The sequence below is a fragment of the Tardiphaga sp. 768_D3_N2_1 genome, from assembly GCF_052076105.1.
Taxonomy (GTDB): domain Bacteria; phylum Pseudomonadota; class Alphaproteobacteria; order Rhizobiales; family Xanthobacteraceae; genus Tardiphaga.
Genome location: NZ_CP197245.1, coordinates 2302406 through 2319316 on the forward strand (window position 1 = coordinate 2302406; position 16911 = coordinate 2319316).

Annotated in this window: 16 protein-coding genes and 2 tRNA genes; 7 read left to right on the top strand and 11 right to left on the bottom strand. The window is 62.2% G+C overall.

Going from position 1 to position 16911, the window contains the following annotated elements:
• The first annotated feature begins 1 nt into the window (after window position 1).
• Window positions 2-625 carry a CinA family protein gene (locus tag AB8A27_RS10630; protein ID WP_441241872.1) on the top strand — a complete coding sequence of 208 codons (624 nt, stop codon included), beginning with the start codon at window positions 2-4 and terminating at the stop codon, window positions 623-625.
• Here AB8A27_RS10630 and AB8A27_RS10635 read toward each other — a convergent pair.
• Both AB8A27_RS10635 and lipA read right to left on the bottom strand, forming a co-directional pair.
• The gene (locus tag AB8A27_RS10635; RefSeq protein ID WP_092143123.1) at window positions 615-1100 is read right to left on the bottom strand and encodes a type II toxin-antitoxin system RatA family toxin; all 486 of its coding nucleotides are present in this window, start codon (window positions 1098-1100) and stop codon (window positions 615-617) included. The genes AB8A27_RS10630 and AB8A27_RS10635 overlap by 11 nt on opposite strands.
• A gap of 21 nt (window positions 1101-1121) precedes the next feature.
• Window positions 1122-2081 (bottom strand): lipoyl synthase, encoded by a 960-nt coding sequence (gene lipA, locus AB8A27_RS10640; RefSeq protein ID WP_441241873.1) that lies wholly within the window; start codon window positions 2079-2081, stop codon window positions 1122-1124.
• Window positions 2082-2181: 100 nt separating this feature from the next.
• On the opposite strand from lipA, the gene AB8A27_RS10645 reads away from it, so the two are divergent.
• Complete coding sequence (locus tag AB8A27_RS10645; RefSeq protein ID WP_441241874.1) at window positions 2182-2784, top strand: DNA-3-methyladenine glycosylase; 603 nt, start codon at window positions 2182-2184, stop codon at window positions 2782-2784.
• Window positions 2785-2814: 30 nt separating this feature from the next.
• Here the strand turns inward: AB8A27_RS10645 and AB8A27_RS10650 are convergent, their stop codons facing one another.
• The 5 genes from AB8A27_RS10650 to AB8A27_RS10670 form a co-directional block, all read right to left on the bottom strand.
• Window positions 2815-5688: a valine--tRNA ligase gene (locus AB8A27_RS10650; RefSeq protein WP_441241875.1), complete on the bottom strand. Its 2874-nt coding sequence runs from the start codon at window positions 5686-5688 to the stop codon at window positions 2815-2817.
• 188 nt (window positions 5689-5876) lie between these two features.
• The gene (locus AB8A27_RS10655) at window positions 5877-6620 is read right to left on the bottom strand and encodes a PopZ family protein (RefSeq protein WP_441241876.1); all 744 of its coding nucleotides are present in this window, start codon (window positions 6618-6620) and stop codon (window positions 5877-5879) included.
• 291 nt (window positions 6621-6911) lie between these two features.
• The gene (locus tag AB8A27_RS10660; protein WP_441241877.1) at window positions 6912-8303 is read right to left on the bottom strand and encodes a TolC family outer membrane protein; all 1392 of its coding nucleotides are present in this window, start codon (window positions 8301-8303) and stop codon (window positions 6912-6914) included.
• Between the two features lie 233 nt (window positions 8304-8536).
• Entirely contained in the window at window positions 8537-9115 is a 579-nt protein-coding gene (locus AB8A27_RS10665) for a protein-L-isoaspartate O-methyltransferase family protein (RefSeq protein ID WP_441241878.1), read from the bottom strand.
• Between the two features lie 151 nt (window positions 9116-9266).
• Window positions 9267-9341, bottom strand: a tRNA-Asn gene (locus tag AB8A27_RS10670).
• Window positions 9342-9617: 276 nt separating this feature from the next.
• Between AB8A27_RS10670 and AB8A27_RS10675 the strand changes: the two genes are divergently transcribed.
• Window positions 9618-9791: a hypothetical protein gene (locus AB8A27_RS10675; protein ID WP_170849674.1), complete on the top strand. Its 174-nt coding sequence runs from the start codon at window positions 9618-9620 to the stop codon at window positions 9789-9791.
• Between the two features lie 48 nt (window positions 9792-9839).
• On the opposite strand, the gene AB8A27_RS10680 is transcribed toward AB8A27_RS10675, so the two are convergent.
• The 4 genes from AB8A27_RS10680 to AB8A27_RS10695 are packed head-to-tail and all read right to left on the bottom strand — an operon-like array spanning window position 9840 to window position 14607.
• Window positions 9840-10544 carry an ABC transporter ATP-binding protein gene (locus AB8A27_RS10680; RefSeq protein ID WP_441241879.1) on the bottom strand — a complete coding sequence of 235 codons (705 nt, stop codon included), beginning with the start codon at window positions 10542-10544 and terminating at the stop codon, window positions 9840-9842.
• Window positions 10531-12411, bottom strand: coding sequence for a branched-chain amino acid ABC transporter ATP-binding protein/permease (locus tag AB8A27_RS10685; RefSeq protein ID WP_441241880.1), 1881 nt, complete (start codon window positions 12409-12411; stop codon window positions 10531-10533). Before AB8A27_RS10685 ends, AB8A27_RS10680 begins: the two co-directional genes overlap by 14 nt.
• Complete coding sequence (locus AB8A27_RS10690; protein ID WP_089264293.1) at window positions 12408-13283, bottom strand: branched-chain amino acid ABC transporter permease; 876 nt, start codon at window positions 13281-13283, stop codon at window positions 12408-12410. The genes AB8A27_RS10685 and AB8A27_RS10690 overlap by 4 nt, the downstream gene beginning before the upstream one ends.
• A gap of 7 nt (window positions 13284-13290) precedes the next feature.
• Window positions 13291-14607, bottom strand: a complete 1317-nt coding sequence (locus tag AB8A27_RS10695; RefSeq protein ID WP_441241881.1) for an ABC transporter substrate-binding protein — start codon at window positions 14605-14607, stop codon at window positions 13291-13293.
• Window positions 14608-14954: 347 nt separating this feature from the next.
• On the opposite strand from AB8A27_RS10695, the gene AB8A27_RS10700 reads away from it, so the two are divergent.
• From AB8A27_RS10700 to AB8A27_RS10715, 4 genes are all read left to right on the top strand, one after another.
• On the top strand, window positions 14955-15926 hold the full coding sequence (locus AB8A27_RS10700) for a LysR family transcriptional regulator (protein ID WP_441241882.1): 972 nt from the start codon (window positions 14955-14957) through the stop codon (window positions 15924-15926).
• Between the two features lie 166 nt (window positions 15927-16092).
• Window positions 16093-16272 (top strand): hypothetical protein, encoded by a 180-nt coding sequence (locus AB8A27_RS10705; protein ID WP_068736432.1) that lies wholly within the window; start codon window positions 16093-16095, stop codon window positions 16270-16272.
• Between the two features lie 86 nt (window positions 16273-16358).
• Window positions 16359-16432, top strand: a tRNA-Cys gene (locus AB8A27_RS10710).
• A 53-nt stretch (window positions 16433-16485) separates the two neighbouring features.
• Window positions 16486-16887: a hypothetical protein gene (locus AB8A27_RS10715; RefSeq protein ID WP_441241883.1), complete on the top strand. Its 402-nt coding sequence runs from the start codon at window positions 16486-16488 to the stop codon at window positions 16885-16887.
• The last annotated feature ends 24 nt before the right edge of the window (window positions 16888-16911 follow it).

A 16911-nucleotide genomic window follows, 5' to 3' on the forward strand; every position in this document is an offset into this window, starting at 1 on the left:
CATGGCAGCGAGCGACGCACGAGCTCTATCCCGCGCGCTGCTCGATCTCTGCCGCAGCCGCAAGCTGACGATTGCGACCGCCGAGTCCTGCACCGGCGGCCTCGTCGCCGGTGCGCTGACGGAAATCCCGGGCTCGTCCGATGTGATCGATCGCGGATTCGTCACCTATTCCAATGCTGCCAAACACGTGATGCTCGGCGTCAAGACCGCGACGCTCGAGAATTTCGGTGCGGTCAGCAAGGAGACGGCGATCCAGATGGCCGTCGGTGCGCTGGAAGAAGCCGATGTCGATCTCGCGGTCTCGATCACGGGGATTGCAGGTCCCGGCGGTGCAACACCGGGCAAGCCGGTCGGCCTCGTGCATTTTGCCGTAGCAGCGCGTGACGGCCGCATCGTCAACAAGGAGTGCCGTTTCGGTGCCATCGGCCGTAGCGCGGTGCGTCAGCGCTCGGTGCTGGAAGCGCTGCGCATGCTGATGGATCTCGCGCGTGGCCCGCAGCCGCCGGCCAAGAAGCGCGAAGCTGCGAGCCTGGCGCGGCCGCGCGTGGCACGTTCACCGCGACGAACGGCCGTCAAGCGACGCAGGCCAACCGCGCCGTTGAAGAAGCCTACGACTAAGAAGTAGACGGAACGCTCGAGACGCGCGGAGCACGATAGACTTCGTCCGCGCGCTTCTCGAAGGCTGCGGCAAAGCGCTGGAATGCCGCGTCGAACATCGTTCCCATCAGCATCGCCAACATGCGGCTCTTGAATTCATAGGCAATGAAGAAGCCGACGTCGCATTCCTGATCATCGGCCTTCGGTTCAAAGGTCCAGCGATTTTCGAGGTTGCTGAACGGACCGCGCAGATATTCGACCATGATCTTCAGGTTCGGCCGATCCAGCGTGACGCGGCTGGTGAAGGATTCCTGGACCAGCTTGAACGACACGGTCATGTCGGCCACGATCACTTCGGTGCCGTCATCTTTCGGCGTGCGCTGGCGGATCTTCAGCGACTTGCACAGCGGCACGAATTCCGGATAGCGCTCGACGTCGGCGACCAGATCGAACATCTGGGAGGCGCTGTGACGCACGCGGCGCTTGTTGGCAAATCTCGGCATTCACGAAACTCGGTCGTAATGTCAGCGCGCGAGTGCGGCGCGTGCGGCCTGCAGCTTGGCGAAATCCTCGCCGGCATGATGCGACGAGCGCGTCAGCGGGCTCGCCGACACCATCAGGAAGCCCTTAGTGTAGGCGACCTTCTCATAGCCGGCAAATTCATCGGGCGTGACATAGCGCGACACGACATGATGCTTCCGCGTCGGCTGCAGATACTGGCCGATGGTGAGGAAGTCGATATCGGCGGACCGCATGTCGTCCATCACCTGCAGCACTTCAGGCCGCTCCTCGCCGAGGCCGACCATGATGCCGGACTTGGTGAAGATGGTCGGATCGAGTTCTTTGACCTTCTGAAGCAGGCGCAGCGAATGGAAGTAGCGCGCGCCGGGACGGACCGTCAGATAACGCGACGGCACGGTTTCGAGGTTGTGGTTGAACACGTCGGGCTTGGCCGCGACGACGATTTCGAGGGCGCCCGGCTTGCGCAGGAAGTCCGGCGTCAGGATTTCGATCGTCGTTGTCGGGCATGCAGCGCGGATCGCACGAATCGTCTGTGCAAAATGTTCTGCGCCGCCGTCGGCGAGATCGTCACGGTCGACCGAGGTGATGACCACATGATGCAGACCGAGCTTGCGCACAGCTTCGGCGACGTGCTCCGGCTCCATGCCGTCCAGCGCGTTGGGCATCCCCGTTTTCACGTTGCAGAATGCACAGGCGCGGGTGCAGGTGTCGCCCATGATCATGAAGGTGGCGTGCTTCTTCTGCCAACACTCGCCGATATTCGGGCAGCCGGCTTCCTCGCACACGGTAACGAGGCCGTTTTCCTTGACGATCTTGCGGGTATCGCCATAGCCACGGCTGGTCGGCGCGCGAACCCGGATCCAGTCCGGCTTCGGCGGCGAGAACGAATCCGGCCGATTCACTTTTTCAGGGTGACGCGGGCGGAGCGGTGTGGTGGAAACGGTATCGAGGACGACGACCATGAACTGTCCGTTCTGAGTGAAGCCTTAGGTAATCCGCCGGGCCCTGTCCTGCAACCCGCCCTCGCCTTGGCTGGCCCTGCATCATAACATAGCGGGCAGAATGGCTCCAAAACCTCTCCAAATCCCTCAAAAGCTCGGCAAGGCACTCAAACGCAGCTTTTTCGCGCGGAGCGTGCACGATGTGGCCCCCGAACTGATCGGTGCGACACTGCTGGTGGACGGCGTCGGCGGCGAGATCGTCGAGGTCGAGGCCTATCATCACACCGAACCCGCGGCCCATTCCTTCAACGGGCAGACGCCGCGCAACCAGATCATGTTCGGGCCGCCCGGCTTTGCCTATGTCTACCGCTCCTACGGCATCCACTGGTGCGTGAACTTCGTCTGCGAGGCCGAGGGATCGGCCAGCGCGGTGCTGATCCGGGCACTGCAGCCGACCTTCGGGATTGGTGAGATGCAGCTGCGGCGCGGGCTGCAGGATGAGCGCATGCTGTGCTCCGGGCCTGGCAAGGTCTGCCAGGCGCTCGGCATCAGCATCGCGCATAACGGGCTGGCGCTGGACAAGCCGCCGATCGCCATTCATGCCCGGACGGAGGTGTCGGACATCGTCGCCGGCATTCGCATCGGCATTACCAAGGCAGTGGAGCTGCCGTGGCGCTATGGCGTGCGCGGCTCGCGTTATCTTAGCAAGCCGTTTCCGAGGTAGTTATAACGCCGCGCTTCAAAGAAGCGCCGCTCACACCGCGTTCTTAAGCCGCTCCAGTGCTTCCAGCGTCTTGGCCTTGCGGGCCTCGGCCGCCTCGCGCTTCTCGCGCTCTTCCTCGACGATCTCTTCCGCGGCGTTGGCGACGAATTTCTCGTTGGAGAGTTTGGCGTCGGCACGCTTGATGTCGGCTTCGGCTTTCACGAGTTCCTTGTCGAGACGCGTCTTCTCGGCGCCGAGATCGATCACGCCCTTCAACGGCAGCGCTGCGACCTCACCTCGGATCAGGAGCTGCACGGCCCCCTGCGGTGCGACATCGGCAAACGAGATATCACCAAGACGCGCAAGGCGCTTGACGACATCGCTCCAGCGCTGGGCGCGGGCCTGCGTTTCCGCGGATGCACCGGCCAGTACCAGTGGCGTCAGTGTCGCCGGCACGATGTTCATCTCGGCACGCACCGAACGAACCTCCGTCACCAGATCGATCACCCAGCCGATCTCGGCCTCAGCGGCGTCATCCTTGAAGTCGGCGACCGGTTCGGGATCGCCCATCAGGATCGGTGCGACAATCGGATCACTCGCGGCGGTCGCGATGATCAGCGCCTCCTGCTCGCGCGTCAGGCCGCTCGCCTTGCGGGACCATGGCGCCAGCGCCAGCAGACCGTCGCGCGGCGCCGTCACGGCCCAGAGTTCTTCCGTGATGAAGGGCATGAACGGATGCAGCAGCTTCAGGATCTCGTCACGGGCCCAGGCGACCATTGCCTGGGTCTCGGTCTTGGCTGGACCCTCCTCGCCCATCATGAATGGCTTGGCGAGTTCGAGATACCAGTCGCAATACACGTTCCAGACGAACCGATAGGCCGCGCCCGCCGCATCGTTGAAGCGATAGGCTTCGATAGCTTCGGTGACTTCGCGCGTCGCCTTCACGGTCTCATGCGCGATCCAGCGGTTGAGCACTTCCTTGGCTTTGGTCGGATCGAAGCCCGCCGGCAGTACGCACTCGTTCATCTCGGCGAAGCGGCAGGCATTCCAGAGCTTGGTCGCGAAATTGCGATAGCCCTCGACGCGCTGGGTCGCGAGCTTGATGTCGCGGCCCTGGGCGGCCATCGCGGCCAGCGTGAAACGCAGCGCATCGGCGCCGAACTGGTCGATCAGGTTCAGCGGGTCGATGACATTGCCCTTCGATTTGGACATCTTGGCGCCCTTCTCGTCGCGGACGAGGGCGTGGATGTAGACGGTCGGGAACGGCACTTCTTTCTTGAAATGCATGCCCATCATCATCATCCGGGCGACCCAGAAGAAGATGATATCGAAGCCGGTGACCAGCACATTGGTCGGATAGTAGCGATCGACATCGACCGAACTCTGCGGCCAGCCCAGCGTCGAGAATGGCCATAGCGCCGACGAGAACCACGTATCGAGGACGTCTTCATCGCGCGTGATGAAGCCCTCGCGCTTCGCCGGATCGAGCGCCATATCGTGGCCCTGCTCTTCCGTGATCACCTCCTGCTCGACGTAATAGCCGAGCGCGTTGCCGACCGCTTCTTCCTCGGTCTCGGCGACGAATACCTTGCCGTCCGGACCGTACCAGGCCGGGATCTGATGGCCCCACCACAGCTGGCGCGAGATGCACCATGGCTGGATGTTCTCCATCCACTCGTAATAGGTCTTTTCCCAGTTTTTCGGCACGAACTCGGTCGCGCCGGTGCGCACGGCGGCGATCGCCGGCTGCGCCATGGTCTTGGCGTCGACATACCACTGGTCGGTCAGATAGGGCTCGATAACGACGCCGGAGCGGTCGCCATGCGGCACCATATGGGTGTTGGGTTCGATCTTCTCCAGGAAGCCGAAATCTTCCAGCCGCTGCACGATGGTCTTGCGCGCCTTGAAGCGCTCCATGCCGTGCAACTCTTCGACAAGCTCCGACGCCGCGACCGGCAGGCCGCGCAGATAGTCCTCGTTGTCGGCGAGTGCGAGCTTGCCCTCGATATCGAGGATGCTGATGCGTGCAAGACCGTGGCGGTTACCGACTTCGAAGTCGTTGAAGTCGTGCGCCGGCGTGATCTTCACCGCGCCGGAGCCCTTCTCCGGATCGGAATATTCATCCGCGACGATCGGGATCAGACGGCCGACCAGTGGCAGAACCACGTTCTTGCCGATCAGATGGGTGTAGCGCTCGTCATCCGGATTCACGGCGACGCCGCTGTCGCCGAGCATGGTCTCTGGACGCGTGGTGGCGACCACGATGAAACTCGTCGGATCTTCCGGATTGAAGGTCTTGCCTTCGAGCGGATAGCGCAGATGCCAGAGGCTGCCCTTGACCTCGACCTGCTGAACTTCGAGATCGGAAATCGCCGTGAGCAGTTTCGGATCCCAGTTCACAAGGCGCTTGTCCTTGTAGATCAGGCCTTCGCGATGCAGCTGCACAAACACCTTGATCACGGCCTCGGACAGGCCCTCGTCCATGGTGAAGCGCTCGCGCGACCAATCGCAGGATGCGCCAAGGCGCTTTAACTGATTGACGATGACGCCGCCACTCTCGGCCTTCCACTTCCAGACGCGCTCGAGAAATGCCTCGCGGCCCATGTCGCGGCGGCCGGGCTCCTGGCGCTCCATCAACTGGCGCTCGACCACCATCTGGGTCGCAATGCCGGCATGGTCGGTGCCGGGCTGCCACAGCACGTCGCGGCCGCGCATGCGCTCGAAACGGCAGAGCACGTCCTGCAACGTGTTGTTGAGGGCGTGGCCCATATGCAGCGAGCCGGTGACGTTCGGCGGCGGGATCACGATCGTATAGGGCTCGGCATCCACCCGGTCCGCGCGGCCGGCCTTGAATGCGCCTTCGGCTTCCCAGGCAGCGGCGATGCGGGTCTCGATATCGGCAGGCTGATAGGTCTTTTCGATCATGACAATTCAATCAAATCAGGGGTTTTCGGCCACGGTTTGAGGCCCGATTTTCAGGCTTGGGGCGAACGCAGGAAGCCGATGGCGCTAGAAACCCGCCAGCGCGGCTCAAGTCAACATATAGGGTTGTTTAACCGCCCCGGAGGGCCAAACGAAGGCCCCGAAAGGCCATCGTTGCCTATCGCGCAGGCCTAGCGGCCGCCGCGCGAGACGCGCTCGATCTCGGCCTTGACGATGCGCTCGACGAGGCCCGGCAGGTTGTCGTCCAGCCAGGACTTCAGCATCGGACGCAGCATTTCCTTGACGAGATCCTCAAGGGTTCGCGCATTATTGCTCAGGACCGTATTGGCCAGCGCATTGAAAGCCGACTCCACGGACGACACGGTGCTGTGCGACAGGATCTGCTGCTGCGGTGCGACCGGCGGCGGATCATAGGACGGCGGGTCGAAGCGCGGCGCCGGCCGTTCGCTGCTGGCAGCGACAGCTTCGGCGAATTCGAGGTCGTCATCCGGCTCGACATGCTGGAATGCGGGTTCCGGCTCGGGATCAGCGACCACCATCTCGTCGGTCAGTTCGAACACATCACCGTCGGGCTGCGCCGGACGCACCTCTTCCTCGGTGGTGGCGGCTTCCAGGCTGGCCAACATCGCGTCGATGTCGTCCTGGCTGTTGGAGGCAGCAGGCTCCGGCGGCGGTGGCGCGGGCTTCGGGGCTGGCGGCGGCGGTGCTTTGGCGGCGGCAGCCTGCGCGGCAGGAATCGCCGACGGCGGAATGTCTGTCATCGCAGCAGGCTTGGGTGCAGGAGCCGGCTTGGGTGGCGGCGGAGGAGCAACTTCGGCAACAGCCGGCTTCGCTTCGTCGTCGGCGATGATACGTCGGATCGACGCCAGAATCTCCTCCATCGAGGGCTCCTGGACCTTTGCAGGTTGCGTCATGTCCGACTCCGCATCATCAACGCTCTCGTCAATATTTTACACCAGACGAGGCTGAATTTGCGGGTTGTCGTTTTGACGACCGTTCGATTCAGCGCGCAAGCCTGACTTGTCCCCAAGATCAAGCGAGGCCTGACCACCAACTGTCGCGCAGGAAATGCCCAAGGAATTAGGAGAGGCATTCCGAATCGCTAAGCCAGCAATGCAAACGGTACGTCATCGGACAAATTGATTGCAAGCAAAGGGCCGCACAAGCGGCCCTTTCGATACGATATCAGGTGATATCCGAGCGTGTTAGCGCCCGTCGGGCGTACGCACGCCGACCCAGCTGTCGCGCACCTGGTGATAGTGCACGCTGGGATCATACACATTGGTGTTCAGCTTCATCACCGTCGGCGACAGACGACCGACTGCGTTGAGCACCGAGTATGATGCCACCACACGGTCATGCTGCGCGGTGACGAGTGCGACACGCGCATTCACCAGCGCCTGCTGGGCATTCAACACGTCGAGCGTGGTACGCTGACCGGCCTTGGCTTCTTCGCGAACGCCGTTCAGCGCGATTTCGGAAGCCTGCACCTGCGCCTGTGCGGACGAGACCTGCGCCCTGCCCGCCAGCAACTGCCCCCAGGCCTGCACGACACTCGCGCGGGTCTGATCGCGCACCTGCTCCAGCGCCAGACGCTGCTGCGCAAGCGTTTCCTTGGACTGACGGATCAGCGAATATTCCGCGCCGCCCTGGTAAACCGGAACCGAAACCTGTGCGACCGCTGCAGCGGTAAGGCCACGCGGCTGCGTGATGGACTGTTCCCAGCCCTGCTGGATGTTGGCCTGCAAAGTCACGCTCGGGAACAGCGCCCCCTCATTGACCTTCACATTGAGGAAGCTGACATCGATACCGAACATCGCAGCGGTGACGTTCGGGTTCTCGACAAGGCCGAGATCGACAGCGCCGGGCAGCGTGCTCGGCAGGAAGCGATCGACCGGTGAACCTGCCTGCAAGTTGCTCGGCTCGTTGCCGATGATGCGGCGAAAGTTCGAGCGGGTGGTGGTGAGATTCGACTCGGCGGTCAGCAACTGTGTACGACCGGCAGCGAGTTGCGCTTCGGACTGCGCCACGTCGGTGCGGGTGACTTCGCCGACATTGAAGCGATCGCGGGTCTGCTTCAGCGTCTGCTCAAGCACGCGCACGTTGCTCTTCTGCACTTCGACCACGGCCGAGTCGCGCAGATAGTCCATGTAGATGGTCGCGGCAGAGAGGATCACCGATTGTTCGAGCACGCGCAGACCTTCGCGCGCAGCCGAAACCTGGCCCTCGGCGGCACGCGTGCGGTTCGCCGTCTGCTGGCCATTGTAAACGTTCTGGGTGATGGTCGCGCCGACAGCACGCGGAATCTGCACGCCGTGGAGCGCGGTCGAATTGCCTGCAATGCTGGTGAGCGTGTCCGTGTATTGATAGCCCCCGCTCGCGGTGATCGCGACCCTCGGCCGATAACCCGACAAAGCCTGCGGCACGTTCTCGTCAGTGACACGCACCGAAGCGCGCTGGGCATTCAATTGAGGATTGTTCTGATAGGCGCGAACCAACGCCGCTTCGATCGTGTCAGCCAGAACGGGTGACGCTCCGGCAAATGCCAGCAAAAGGGCCGCAGCTGCAGCACCGGTGAGAGCTTTAACGCCGCCCATTCTTGGTAATCCATTCATGCCGTTCACTGATCCGGGCGCACACTTATGGCGGCGGATCAGGTGATGTCCGTTAGCGAGTCTCCACTCACCATATTCCGCGCATGGGCGAGACGGAACCTCTCGTGGAAATTTGACAGTGAAAACTTGGCGAATGGGACATCCAAGCCACACTTGTAATTACCGCTGGCGATATTAGCGGTGCCCCGATGCCCGATAAGGCCCCTCAGTCAGCCCTAGAAGACGAATGCCGGGAGCTTTTCCAGGCCCGGCAGAACGGGCGCGGTAGCATCGAACAGGGAGCGGGTGCCAAAATCGTCGTGGGAATGGGTCACGATCACGGCTCGGGCGGGCTTGGTCAGGGCGAAAACGCCCACCAGTTGGCCACCGGGGGCCAGCTGCTTGTAGAGCCCCGTCGGGGCGACTTCCGTCGCACCAGCCAGAACGATCAGATCATAGGGGCCGTTCGCGGCATCGCCATCGGCCGGCATGCCGGCCGCGCTGGTGACGTGCCCGGCAAACTGGGCGATCACGGCGGCCGCATAGCCCGTGGGGCAACCGACCACCAGAACCTTGTCGGTCGCCTTTACGTCGGAGGCCTGCAGCATCCGCGCCAGCACCACCGGCTTGATCAGAAAGCGATTCGGGGCGACTTCGAGGTCGAGATCGAGATAGGCCATGGCACGTTGGCTGGCAGGAACGAACTCCTCGCGCGGCACCGCGAGCATGGCATCGATAATGCGCAAATCAGTGACGTCGCTGGGACGCACCTGACCATCAACCATCTTCTGGCGTGCGGTCAAAAAGTCGGACATGAGCGATCCCTTGCAAACGGCTGGAAGTTCCTTTTGCAGGAATTACGGCAGCGCAAAGCGGGATGCAAGGTTCGTAAAAACACAGCAGCCAACGCGCGATTGACGCAGTCCCGAGCGCGGTTTCTGGCAGCTGTTTTTGCGGAAGGATGTTTGGCTCCCCGGGCTGGATTCGAACCAGCGACCATTCGATTAACAGTCGAATGCTCTACCGCTGAGCTACCAGGGAACGTGCGAAGCTTGTTCGCAGGCCGCAGCGTATAACAAAGCGATCCGCGCTTGGAAAGCAGGAAATGCAGCTCCCCGCACAGTGGTGCCTGGTCGGGGAAAACTCAGAAAAAGCCTGATGTTACGGGATCTTCTTGATGCTTGGCCCGCTCCAGTCGGGACCATGTCGCGTGTGAGCGAAGAATAATCTTTCCAACCGTGTCGCTATTTAGTCTTATTGCACCGCAAGACTGCCCTTCGTGACGTTGAATAAGTTCCGAATCGAACGAGGTGACCGATGCCAGCCACGCACACCGACCGCGCGCTTCCGACCGACCTCAACTCCCTGCCCTTCATCAGTGATGACGAATGCGTCACCCGGCTCGCCGAGGCCGTCGAGGCGCATGACAGCGATCACCTCGATGAGGTGGCGCTCCTGATCGGGCGCCTTGCGGTGCCGATCGAAATCTAGGGAATCAGGCAGCCGGGGACCTTGTCCCCGGAGATGAGATCCTGGGAATCACATTCCGACGCCAAGGAAGTCCCGCATCAGGTCTGGGCTGGCGTTCAGGTCCGCTGGCGCGCCCTCGAACACCACGTGGCCGTTATTGAGCCCATAAACGCGGTTGGCGAAACTCAATGCCGCCGCAACATTCTGCTCGACCACAATCATGGTGCGGCCCTCGGCGGCGAGATTGCGTGAGACCTCGACGAGATCACGGACGATCAGCGGCGCCAGGCCCTCGAACGGTTCGTCCAGCAGGATGATGCGCGCATCGCGGATCAGCGCGCGTGCAATCGCCAGCATCTGCTGCTCGCCGCCAGACAGCGTGCGTCCGGCCGATTTGCGGCGCTCCTTGAGGCGCGGAAACACCTCATAGATGCGATCATAGGACCACGCATTCGGCGCCGTCAGCGCTGCAATGCGCAGATTTTCCTCGACCGTCAGGCCGCCGAAAATAGCCCGCTCTTCCGGCACCAGTTGGACGCCCATGTCGGCAATCGCTGATGGCGGCAGGCCCTCAATGGATTTGCCGTCGAGGCGGATATGGCCGCTGCGAGGTGACAGCACGCCCATGATGGAGCGCAGCGTCGTGGTCTTGCCCGCGCCGTTGCGGCCGAGCAGTGCCACGACCTCGCCCTGCTCGACCCGGATCGACAGGTCGAACAGCACGTGGGAATCGCCGTACAGCGTATTGATCTTGTCGACTTCAAGCAGGCTCATGTGCGTGCAGCCCTCCCAGATAGGCGTCTTGCACGGCCGAATTGCGCCGGATCTCGTCGGCGGTGCCATCCGCCAGCAGCCGCCCCTCGTAAAGCACCGTGATGCGCTCGGCGAGTTCGAAAATGGCGTCGAGATCGTGCTCGACGATGACGACGGTGCGCGAACGCCCGATATCGCGAATGAAGGCGCAGGTCGCGACACGCTCAGCCGGGCTCATGCCGGCCAGCGGCTCGTCCAGCAGCAGCACGTTCGGACTGGTCGCCAGCGCCATCCCGATTTCAAGCCGGCGCTTTTCCCCGTAGGCAAGGATATGTGCCGGCGTATCGGCGCGCTCGACGAGATTGAGCAGGCTGAGGATCGAGGCGATCTGCTCTTCGACGTCGGGAATGCTGCCGGCTCCGCGTAACAGATCGAAGCGCATCGGGCCGCGATGGCGTGCCAGTGCCGCGATACGCAGGTTCTTGCGCACCGACAGGTTGGGAAACAACTGGTTGAGCTGATTGCTCTTGGCGATGCCGAGCTGCGCAGCGCGGCTGACGCCGACGCCCGTCACCTTCTCACCGAACAACAGAACCTCGCCGGAGGACGGGCTGACCTCGTCGAGCAACATCTTGAACAACGTGCTCTTGCCGGCGCCATTCGGTCCGATCACCGCATGGATCGAGCCGCGGCGGACCTTGAAGGAGACGCCATCGACAGCTTTGAGACCCCCATAGTGCCGCGCCAGAGATTTGGCCTCGAGTGCCACGTCGCCGTCACCCGTCGCCGGTTCGGCGAGGGTCAGCTTGATATCCTTGGGCGGCGCGACGGGTTTGGTCGCGGCATCGATGTTGTGCGCCTCGATCGCCTCGGTCTTCGCCTCCGCCGCCTTTGCTGCAGCCAGGTTGCGACGCTCGCTCCACCAATGGGCGATCTCGCCACAGATGCCGCGGCGCAGCCCGATCACCAGAATGATGAAGGCGATGCCGAGCACCAGTTTCCACAGGATCGCAAAGCCCGGGATAAGCTGCAGGTTGTCGCGCAGCCATAGCCAGACGGCCGCGCCGACCAGCGGGCCGATCAGCGTGCCCGCGCCGCCAACGATAGTCTGCACCACCAACTGACCGGAGGTCTCGAGCGAGAACGCATCCGGCGGCATATAGCTCTGGAACGAACCGAGCAGACCGCCGGCAAGGCCCGCATAGAGTGCGGCGATGACGAAGGCGGTCAGCTTGTAGGCTGGTACGTTATGGCCGAGCATCGCGACGCGGCCGGTATTCTCCTTGATCGCCAGAAGGATCGCGCCGACCGGCGAGCCGACGATGCGACGCGCCAGCACATATCCGAGAAAGAAGATCACGGCGAACAAGATATACATCGGCATGCCGGCGCTGATGCGGATCGCATTGGCGCCAAAGCCCAGCACAGGCACCGGCACGCCGGGAATACCGTTCTCGCCGCCGGTGAAATCGGACAGCGGCGAGTTCTCAATGAAATAGGCCATCTGGCCGAAAGCCAGCGTGATCATCGTGAAATAAATGCCGATCCGGCGCACCGCGAACCAGCCGACGAACAGCCCGAACAGACCGGCGGCGACCGTACCTATCGCGAGCGCCAGCCAGACGCTGTCAATTGTGTGGGACACCAGCAGATAGGCGCTGACAAAACCGCCAACACCGAAGAACGCGGCCTGCCCGAACGACAGCAGGCCGGTGAGGCCGAACAGGATGTCAAAGCCGAGGCCGATCAGGCCCCAGTTCAGTACGCGTGTCAGCAGATCGGTCGAGAAACCGAGATGCGGAAACACGATGGGTGCCACGATCAACGTGCACAGCACCGCGAGTTCGGGAAGCCATGCCCGCAAGCCACCGGAACGAGGACGCATCATGCGCGGCCTTCCGAACCGAACAGACCCTGCGGACGCATGATCAGCAGCACCGCCATCAGCGCGTAGAGCATCACTTCCGAATAGGACGAGTTGAAAGCGCTGGTCAGGCTGATGATTTCGCCCGCGATCAAGCCGCCGATGACGGCGCCCGGGAACGAGCCGAGACCACCCAGCACGATGACCACGAAGGACTGTGCCATGAAATTCGCGCCCATATCCGGCGTCACAGCCACGACCGGCGCGTAGAGCATGCCGGCCAGACCGACTGCGACCACACCGATGGCGAACACCAGCAGGAATGCGCGGCGCACATTGATGCCGAGAATACCGACCATGCCAGGGTTCTCGATGCCGGCGCGGACCACGAGGCCCATCGAGGTGCGGTACAGCACGAGATACAGGCTGAGCAACAGGCCGGCGATGATCGCGATCAGTTGCAGACGATAGGTTGGATAGATCAGGAAGCCCATCTGGGTCGCGCCCTGCCCCCAGGACGGCACCGGGACGCGTTGCGCATTGCCGCCGAAGGCCGCGCGCACGCATTCGACCAGAACGATGCCGACGCCGTAGGTGACGAGGATCTGATCTTCATGGGGCCGGTCGTAGAAGTAACGGACGATGACGCGTTCGAGCAGCAGGCCGAGCGCTAGCATGAATGCGCAGCCGACGACGATCGCGAGCACGAAGGACGAGGTATATTGCAGCAGGACGAAGGCAGCATAGGCGCCCACGGCAAACAGCGCGCCGTGAGCGAAATTGAGGACGCCAAGCGTGCCCAGGATGATCGTCAGACCACTGCTGACGAGCGCCAGCAGTGTGCCGAGTGCGAGGCCGTTGAAAGCCTGCGAGATGAGGACGGGCCAGCTTGGCATCATGACCTCAGGTGTAGGGGCCGAGCTTGCAGCCGAAGAAGTCCGGCGCGTTCATCACGCTTTCGCCGTCAGCGATATCGACGATTTCATAGAAGTCTTCCTTATTCTTCATGTCGGCCGGCTTCTTGCCGCGCAGGATCGGGATCGGCCGCACCATCTGATGGTCTTCGGCGCGGAAATAGACCTTGCCGATGGTGGTCTCGTAAGGCTGCGCCTTGGAGTTCTCCATCGCCTTGATCACATCGACCGGATTGAACGTACCAGCGCGTTCGACCGACATCGCCCACAGATAGGTCTGCATGTAACCGATATGCGCGCCCCAGCGCGGATAGTACCTGTTCTGGGCAACGAAGCTCTCGACGAAGGTCTTGGCGAGCGGATAGGTGTCCTGCAGTCCCCACCAGAAATCGCAGCTGCCATAGACGCCTTGCATCAGCTCGGCGCCGAGCTCCTTGTCCTGGAAGGAGGACAGGTTCGGCACGACGAGCTTCATGCGCTTCAGCACGCCGAACTGCTCGGCCTGCTTGGTCGACGCAACCGCGTCGCCGCCGAAGGCGATGTTGACGAACACATCAGCGCCGCTGTTGGCGATGTTCAGCAGTGCCGACGAATAGTCTGTGGTGCCGAGCGGCACGACTTCCTTGGCGACCTGCTTCCAGCCCTGTTCCGCCGAGAATTTGGCAAAGCTGTCATAAACGGTGTGGCCATAGGTGTAGTCGGGAACGAGGAAGGCCGACTTCACATTCTTGCCGAGCGCCTTGGCGACAACAGGCGCCATGGCCTTCGCGGCCATGTAGGCGTTCTGCTGCGAGCGGAAGCCGTAGCGCTGGCAGTTCTTGCCGGTGATGTCGTTGGAGCCGGCGATGCCGACCATGTACAGCACCTTCTCGCGCGAGCCGAGTTCTTCGAGCGCAATGGCGCTGGCTGATGACACCGAGCCCGACACCATGATGGCCTTGTCGCGCTGGATGAATTGCGTCGCGCTCTGCACGTCGAGGTTGGGTTTACCTTCGGTGTCAGAGACCTTGTACTTGATCTGACGGCCGAGCACGCCCTTGCCCTTCAGGCCCCACTTCTGCGCGATGTCGCCGCCGGCATTGATCTGTGCAATGGCCAGTTCATAGCCGAGCTTGAGATCTCCGCCGTCGCCGGAGAACACGCCGGTGAGCGGGATCGTCAGGCCGACAAAGACCGAATCCGCGGTGACGCCTTCCGGGAATGTGCCGATCGTCGCCGGCGATTGCGCGAATGCGCTGCCTGGAAGCATGAGGCCGGCGGCAGTGCCGACTCCCCCGAGCAAAAGCTGTCGACGGTCAAACTGCATGACGCACCCTTCTGGTTCGATCACCGCCGCCATTGGCCGGTGAACTGCGATGGGGACTGGCCCCGGCGAAATTGAGTTTCTGGAACGGGATGCCGTCGCAACCCTCGCCGTGCCTGCGAGATCATCGCAGGAGCCTCATTCGTGGTCACACGCTAAAACCGGAAGTCCGGCTGCGCCGCGTCTACAAGGCGAGAGAGAACGGATCGTTCTTTGTTCCCGTCAGGCTAGGTTGCTTCGGATCGCGCGGGGTATAGACAATCCTGCAAAGGGCCTTGCAGACTGGCTTTTCCACCGCGACATCGCGTCCCGGGACGGCTTGCTGGCACAGCTCTTGCTGATTGCTTTGGATGGAAAATTTCAAAGCTCTCGATTGGGACGACCTGAAGGTCTTCATTCACGCCGCCCGTGGCGGCAGCCTTGGCAATGCGGCCAGGCGCCTTCGGGTCGATCAATCCACGATCAGTCGCCGCATCGCGCATCTCGAAAGTACGCTGGGCGTGGCGCTGTTCGAGCGATTACCGTCCGGATTGAAGGTCAACGAGACCGGAGACCGCCTGCTCTGCCATGCCGAGCGCATCGAAAGCGCCGTGATTGCCATGCGCGAAGACGTGCAATGCGGCGGCAGCCGTATGGCGGGCCGTGTCCGTCTCGCCACGATGGAAGGTATCGCCTCGCTGTACCTCGCCTATCGCTTTGTCGAATTGCGTAAGCAGCACCCCGACCTAACCGTCGAATTACTGACGTCGCCGCAAAGCGTCTCGGTGAACCGGCGCGAGGCGGATCTGTTTCTGAGCTTCTTCCGCCCGTCCGGCCAAGGGATGGTCTCCGAGCGTATCGGCTGCTTTCAGCTCGGCCTCTATGCCTCACAGGACTATCTTGACGCGCATGGCACGCCGAAGAGTGCATCCGATCTCACGCAGCACAGCTTCGTCACCTATATCGACGACCAAATCCAGCTCGACTCGGTGCGCTGGCTCGATGACATCATCAAGAGCCCGACGGTCTCGTTTCATTCCAACAGCATGTGCGCGCAGATGAATGCGGCGGCTGGCGGGATCGGTCTCGTGCTGTTGCCGAGTTTTGCGACGTCGCGTCGCCCCGACCTGATCCCGATCTTGCACGACAAGCTGTCGACCACACGCGAGCTGTGGATCAACGTCCACAACGATCTGCAATTCGTGCCGCGCATTCGCGCTGTCTCGAGCTTCCTGAAGTCGACCTTCAAGGCGGATCCGCTGATGCATGCCAGTCCGAAGGGCCGCAAGATGCTCGATACGCTGCTGGAGAGCGAAACATCCGTCGCGGCCCAGACAGTTTGATGTTACCGCCGGTGATGCGTGGCGCTACCACGCCATTGATCCAATGAGGTAAACGTCCCGGTAACCATCACGGGCCCGACATGTGGATCGGTACAATTTGAACGATCCGTTCAACAGCCCAACAAAGGCTTTGCGTCAGATTGCTCCCAAGACAGGGAGCTAAAAGATGAGCGAAGCCGAATTTGACTATCTGCTGGAGACAGTCCGGGCCGAGATCGAGGCCGATGTGCGGGACGATCTGCGCAGCCAGGAAATGTTCTTCGCCCCGATTCCGACCGCCGCGAACGATAATGATGGCCCTTGGCCGCTAATTCCGTTCCCTGATGGCTGGCAGGCCTCCTGCTGATCGTCTTGTCGGTATGTCGGAACCCATGAAAGATTCCAGCCGGGCATTGCCTAAACGGCGAACCGTCTGTAACTAACCCGCTATGGGGCCATGTGGCGGAATGGTTACGCGCCGGTCTGCAAAACCGTTTATTCGGGTTCGATTCCCGACGTGGCCTCCATCAATCCAATCAATAACTTAGCCTGCCAGACCTGTGATCGGGGCGCGACTTCTATGAGTGGTGCGCTGCAACACTTTGCTTGGCAGGATTGGAGTATTGATCGTAGCATCCTGCCAACCCAAGGGGGCACGATGAACATCCGGCTCTTGATCGCCACATTACTGATGACCTCGCCAAGCTGGGCCCAGGCCAAACCGCCCGTTCCGGTTCGCACCGATCCCTGCGCACCGATCGGCCGGACCGCCGATGGGCAACTCGTCTATTCGATGAAATGCGAGAATCTGCCGGCGCCCGTCGCGCCGCCGCGGGCCGCGGCCGCGGTCGCTGCGCCGACTCCTGCACCGGCGGCAGAAGAGGAAAAAGGCGGGCTGTTCCGCAATCCCTTCCCGTCCCTGATGAGGTCAGGCGGCGACGAGCGTGAAGCCGGCGTCGGTCCTCCGCCCGGCAGCCGATAGGCCGGGATCAACCAAAACCGAACG

Coding starts and splice junctions, on each gene's coding strand:
- AB8A27_RS10650 (WP_441241875.1), bottom strand. CDS start 5,688: ATGATCGAAAAGACCTATCAGCCTGCCGATATCGAGACCCGCATCGCC.
- AB8A27_RS10630 (WP_441241872.1), top strand. CDS start 2: ATGGCAGCGAGCGACGCACGAGCTCTATCCCGCGCGCTGCTCGATCTC.
- AB8A27_RS10655 (WP_441241876.1), bottom strand. CDS start 6,620: ATGACGCAACCTGCAAAGGTCCAGGAGCCCTCGATGGAGGAGATTCTG.
- AB8A27_RS10690 (WP_089264293.1), bottom strand. CDS start 13,283: ATGCCAAGCTGGCCCGTCCTCATCTCGCAGGCTTTCAACGGCCTCGCA.
- AB8A27_RS10705 (WP_068736432.1), top strand. CDS start 16,093: ATGAGCGAAGCCGAATTTGACTATCTGCTGGAGACAGTCCGGGCCGAG.
- AB8A27_RS10635 (WP_092143123.1), bottom strand. CDS start 1,100: ATGCCGAGATTTGCCAACAAGCGCCGCGTGCGTCACAGCGCCTCCCAG.
- AB8A27_RS10675 (WP_170849674.1), top strand. CDS start 9,618: ATGCCAGCCACGCACACCGACCGCGCGCTTCCGACCGACCTCAACTCC.
- lipA (WP_441241873.1), bottom strand. CDS start 2,081: ATGGTCGTCGTCCTCGATACCGTTTCCACCACACCGCTCCGCCCGCGT.
- AB8A27_RS10715 (WP_441241883.1), top strand. CDS start 16,486: ATGAGTGGTGCGCTGCAACACTTTGCTTGGCAGGATTGGAGTATTGAT.
- AB8A27_RS10680 (WP_441241879.1), bottom strand. CDS start 10,544: ATGAGCCTGCTTGAAGTCGACAAGATCAATACGCTGTACGGCGATTCC.
- AB8A27_RS10645 (WP_441241874.1), top strand. CDS start 2,182: ATGGCTCCAAAACCTCTCCAAATCCCTCAAAAGCTCGGCAAGGCACTC.
- AB8A27_RS10665 (WP_441241878.1), bottom strand. CDS start 9,115: ATGTCCGACTTTTTGACCGCACGCCAGAAGATGGTTGATGGTCAGGTG.
- AB8A27_RS10660 (WP_441241877.1), bottom strand. CDS start 8,303: ATGGGCGGCGTTAAAGCTCTCACCGGTGCTGCAGCTGCGGCCCTTTTG.
- AB8A27_RS10685 (WP_441241880.1), bottom strand. CDS start 12,411: ATGATGCGTCCTCGTTCCGGTGGCTTGCGGGCATGGCTTCCCGAACTC.
- AB8A27_RS10695 (WP_441241881.1), bottom strand. CDS start 14,607: ATGCAGTTTGACCGTCGACAGCTTTTGCTCGGGGGAGTCGGCACTGCC.
- AB8A27_RS10700 (WP_441241882.1), top strand. CDS start 14,955: ATGGAAAATTTCAAAGCTCTCGATTGGGACGACCTGAAGGTCTTCATT.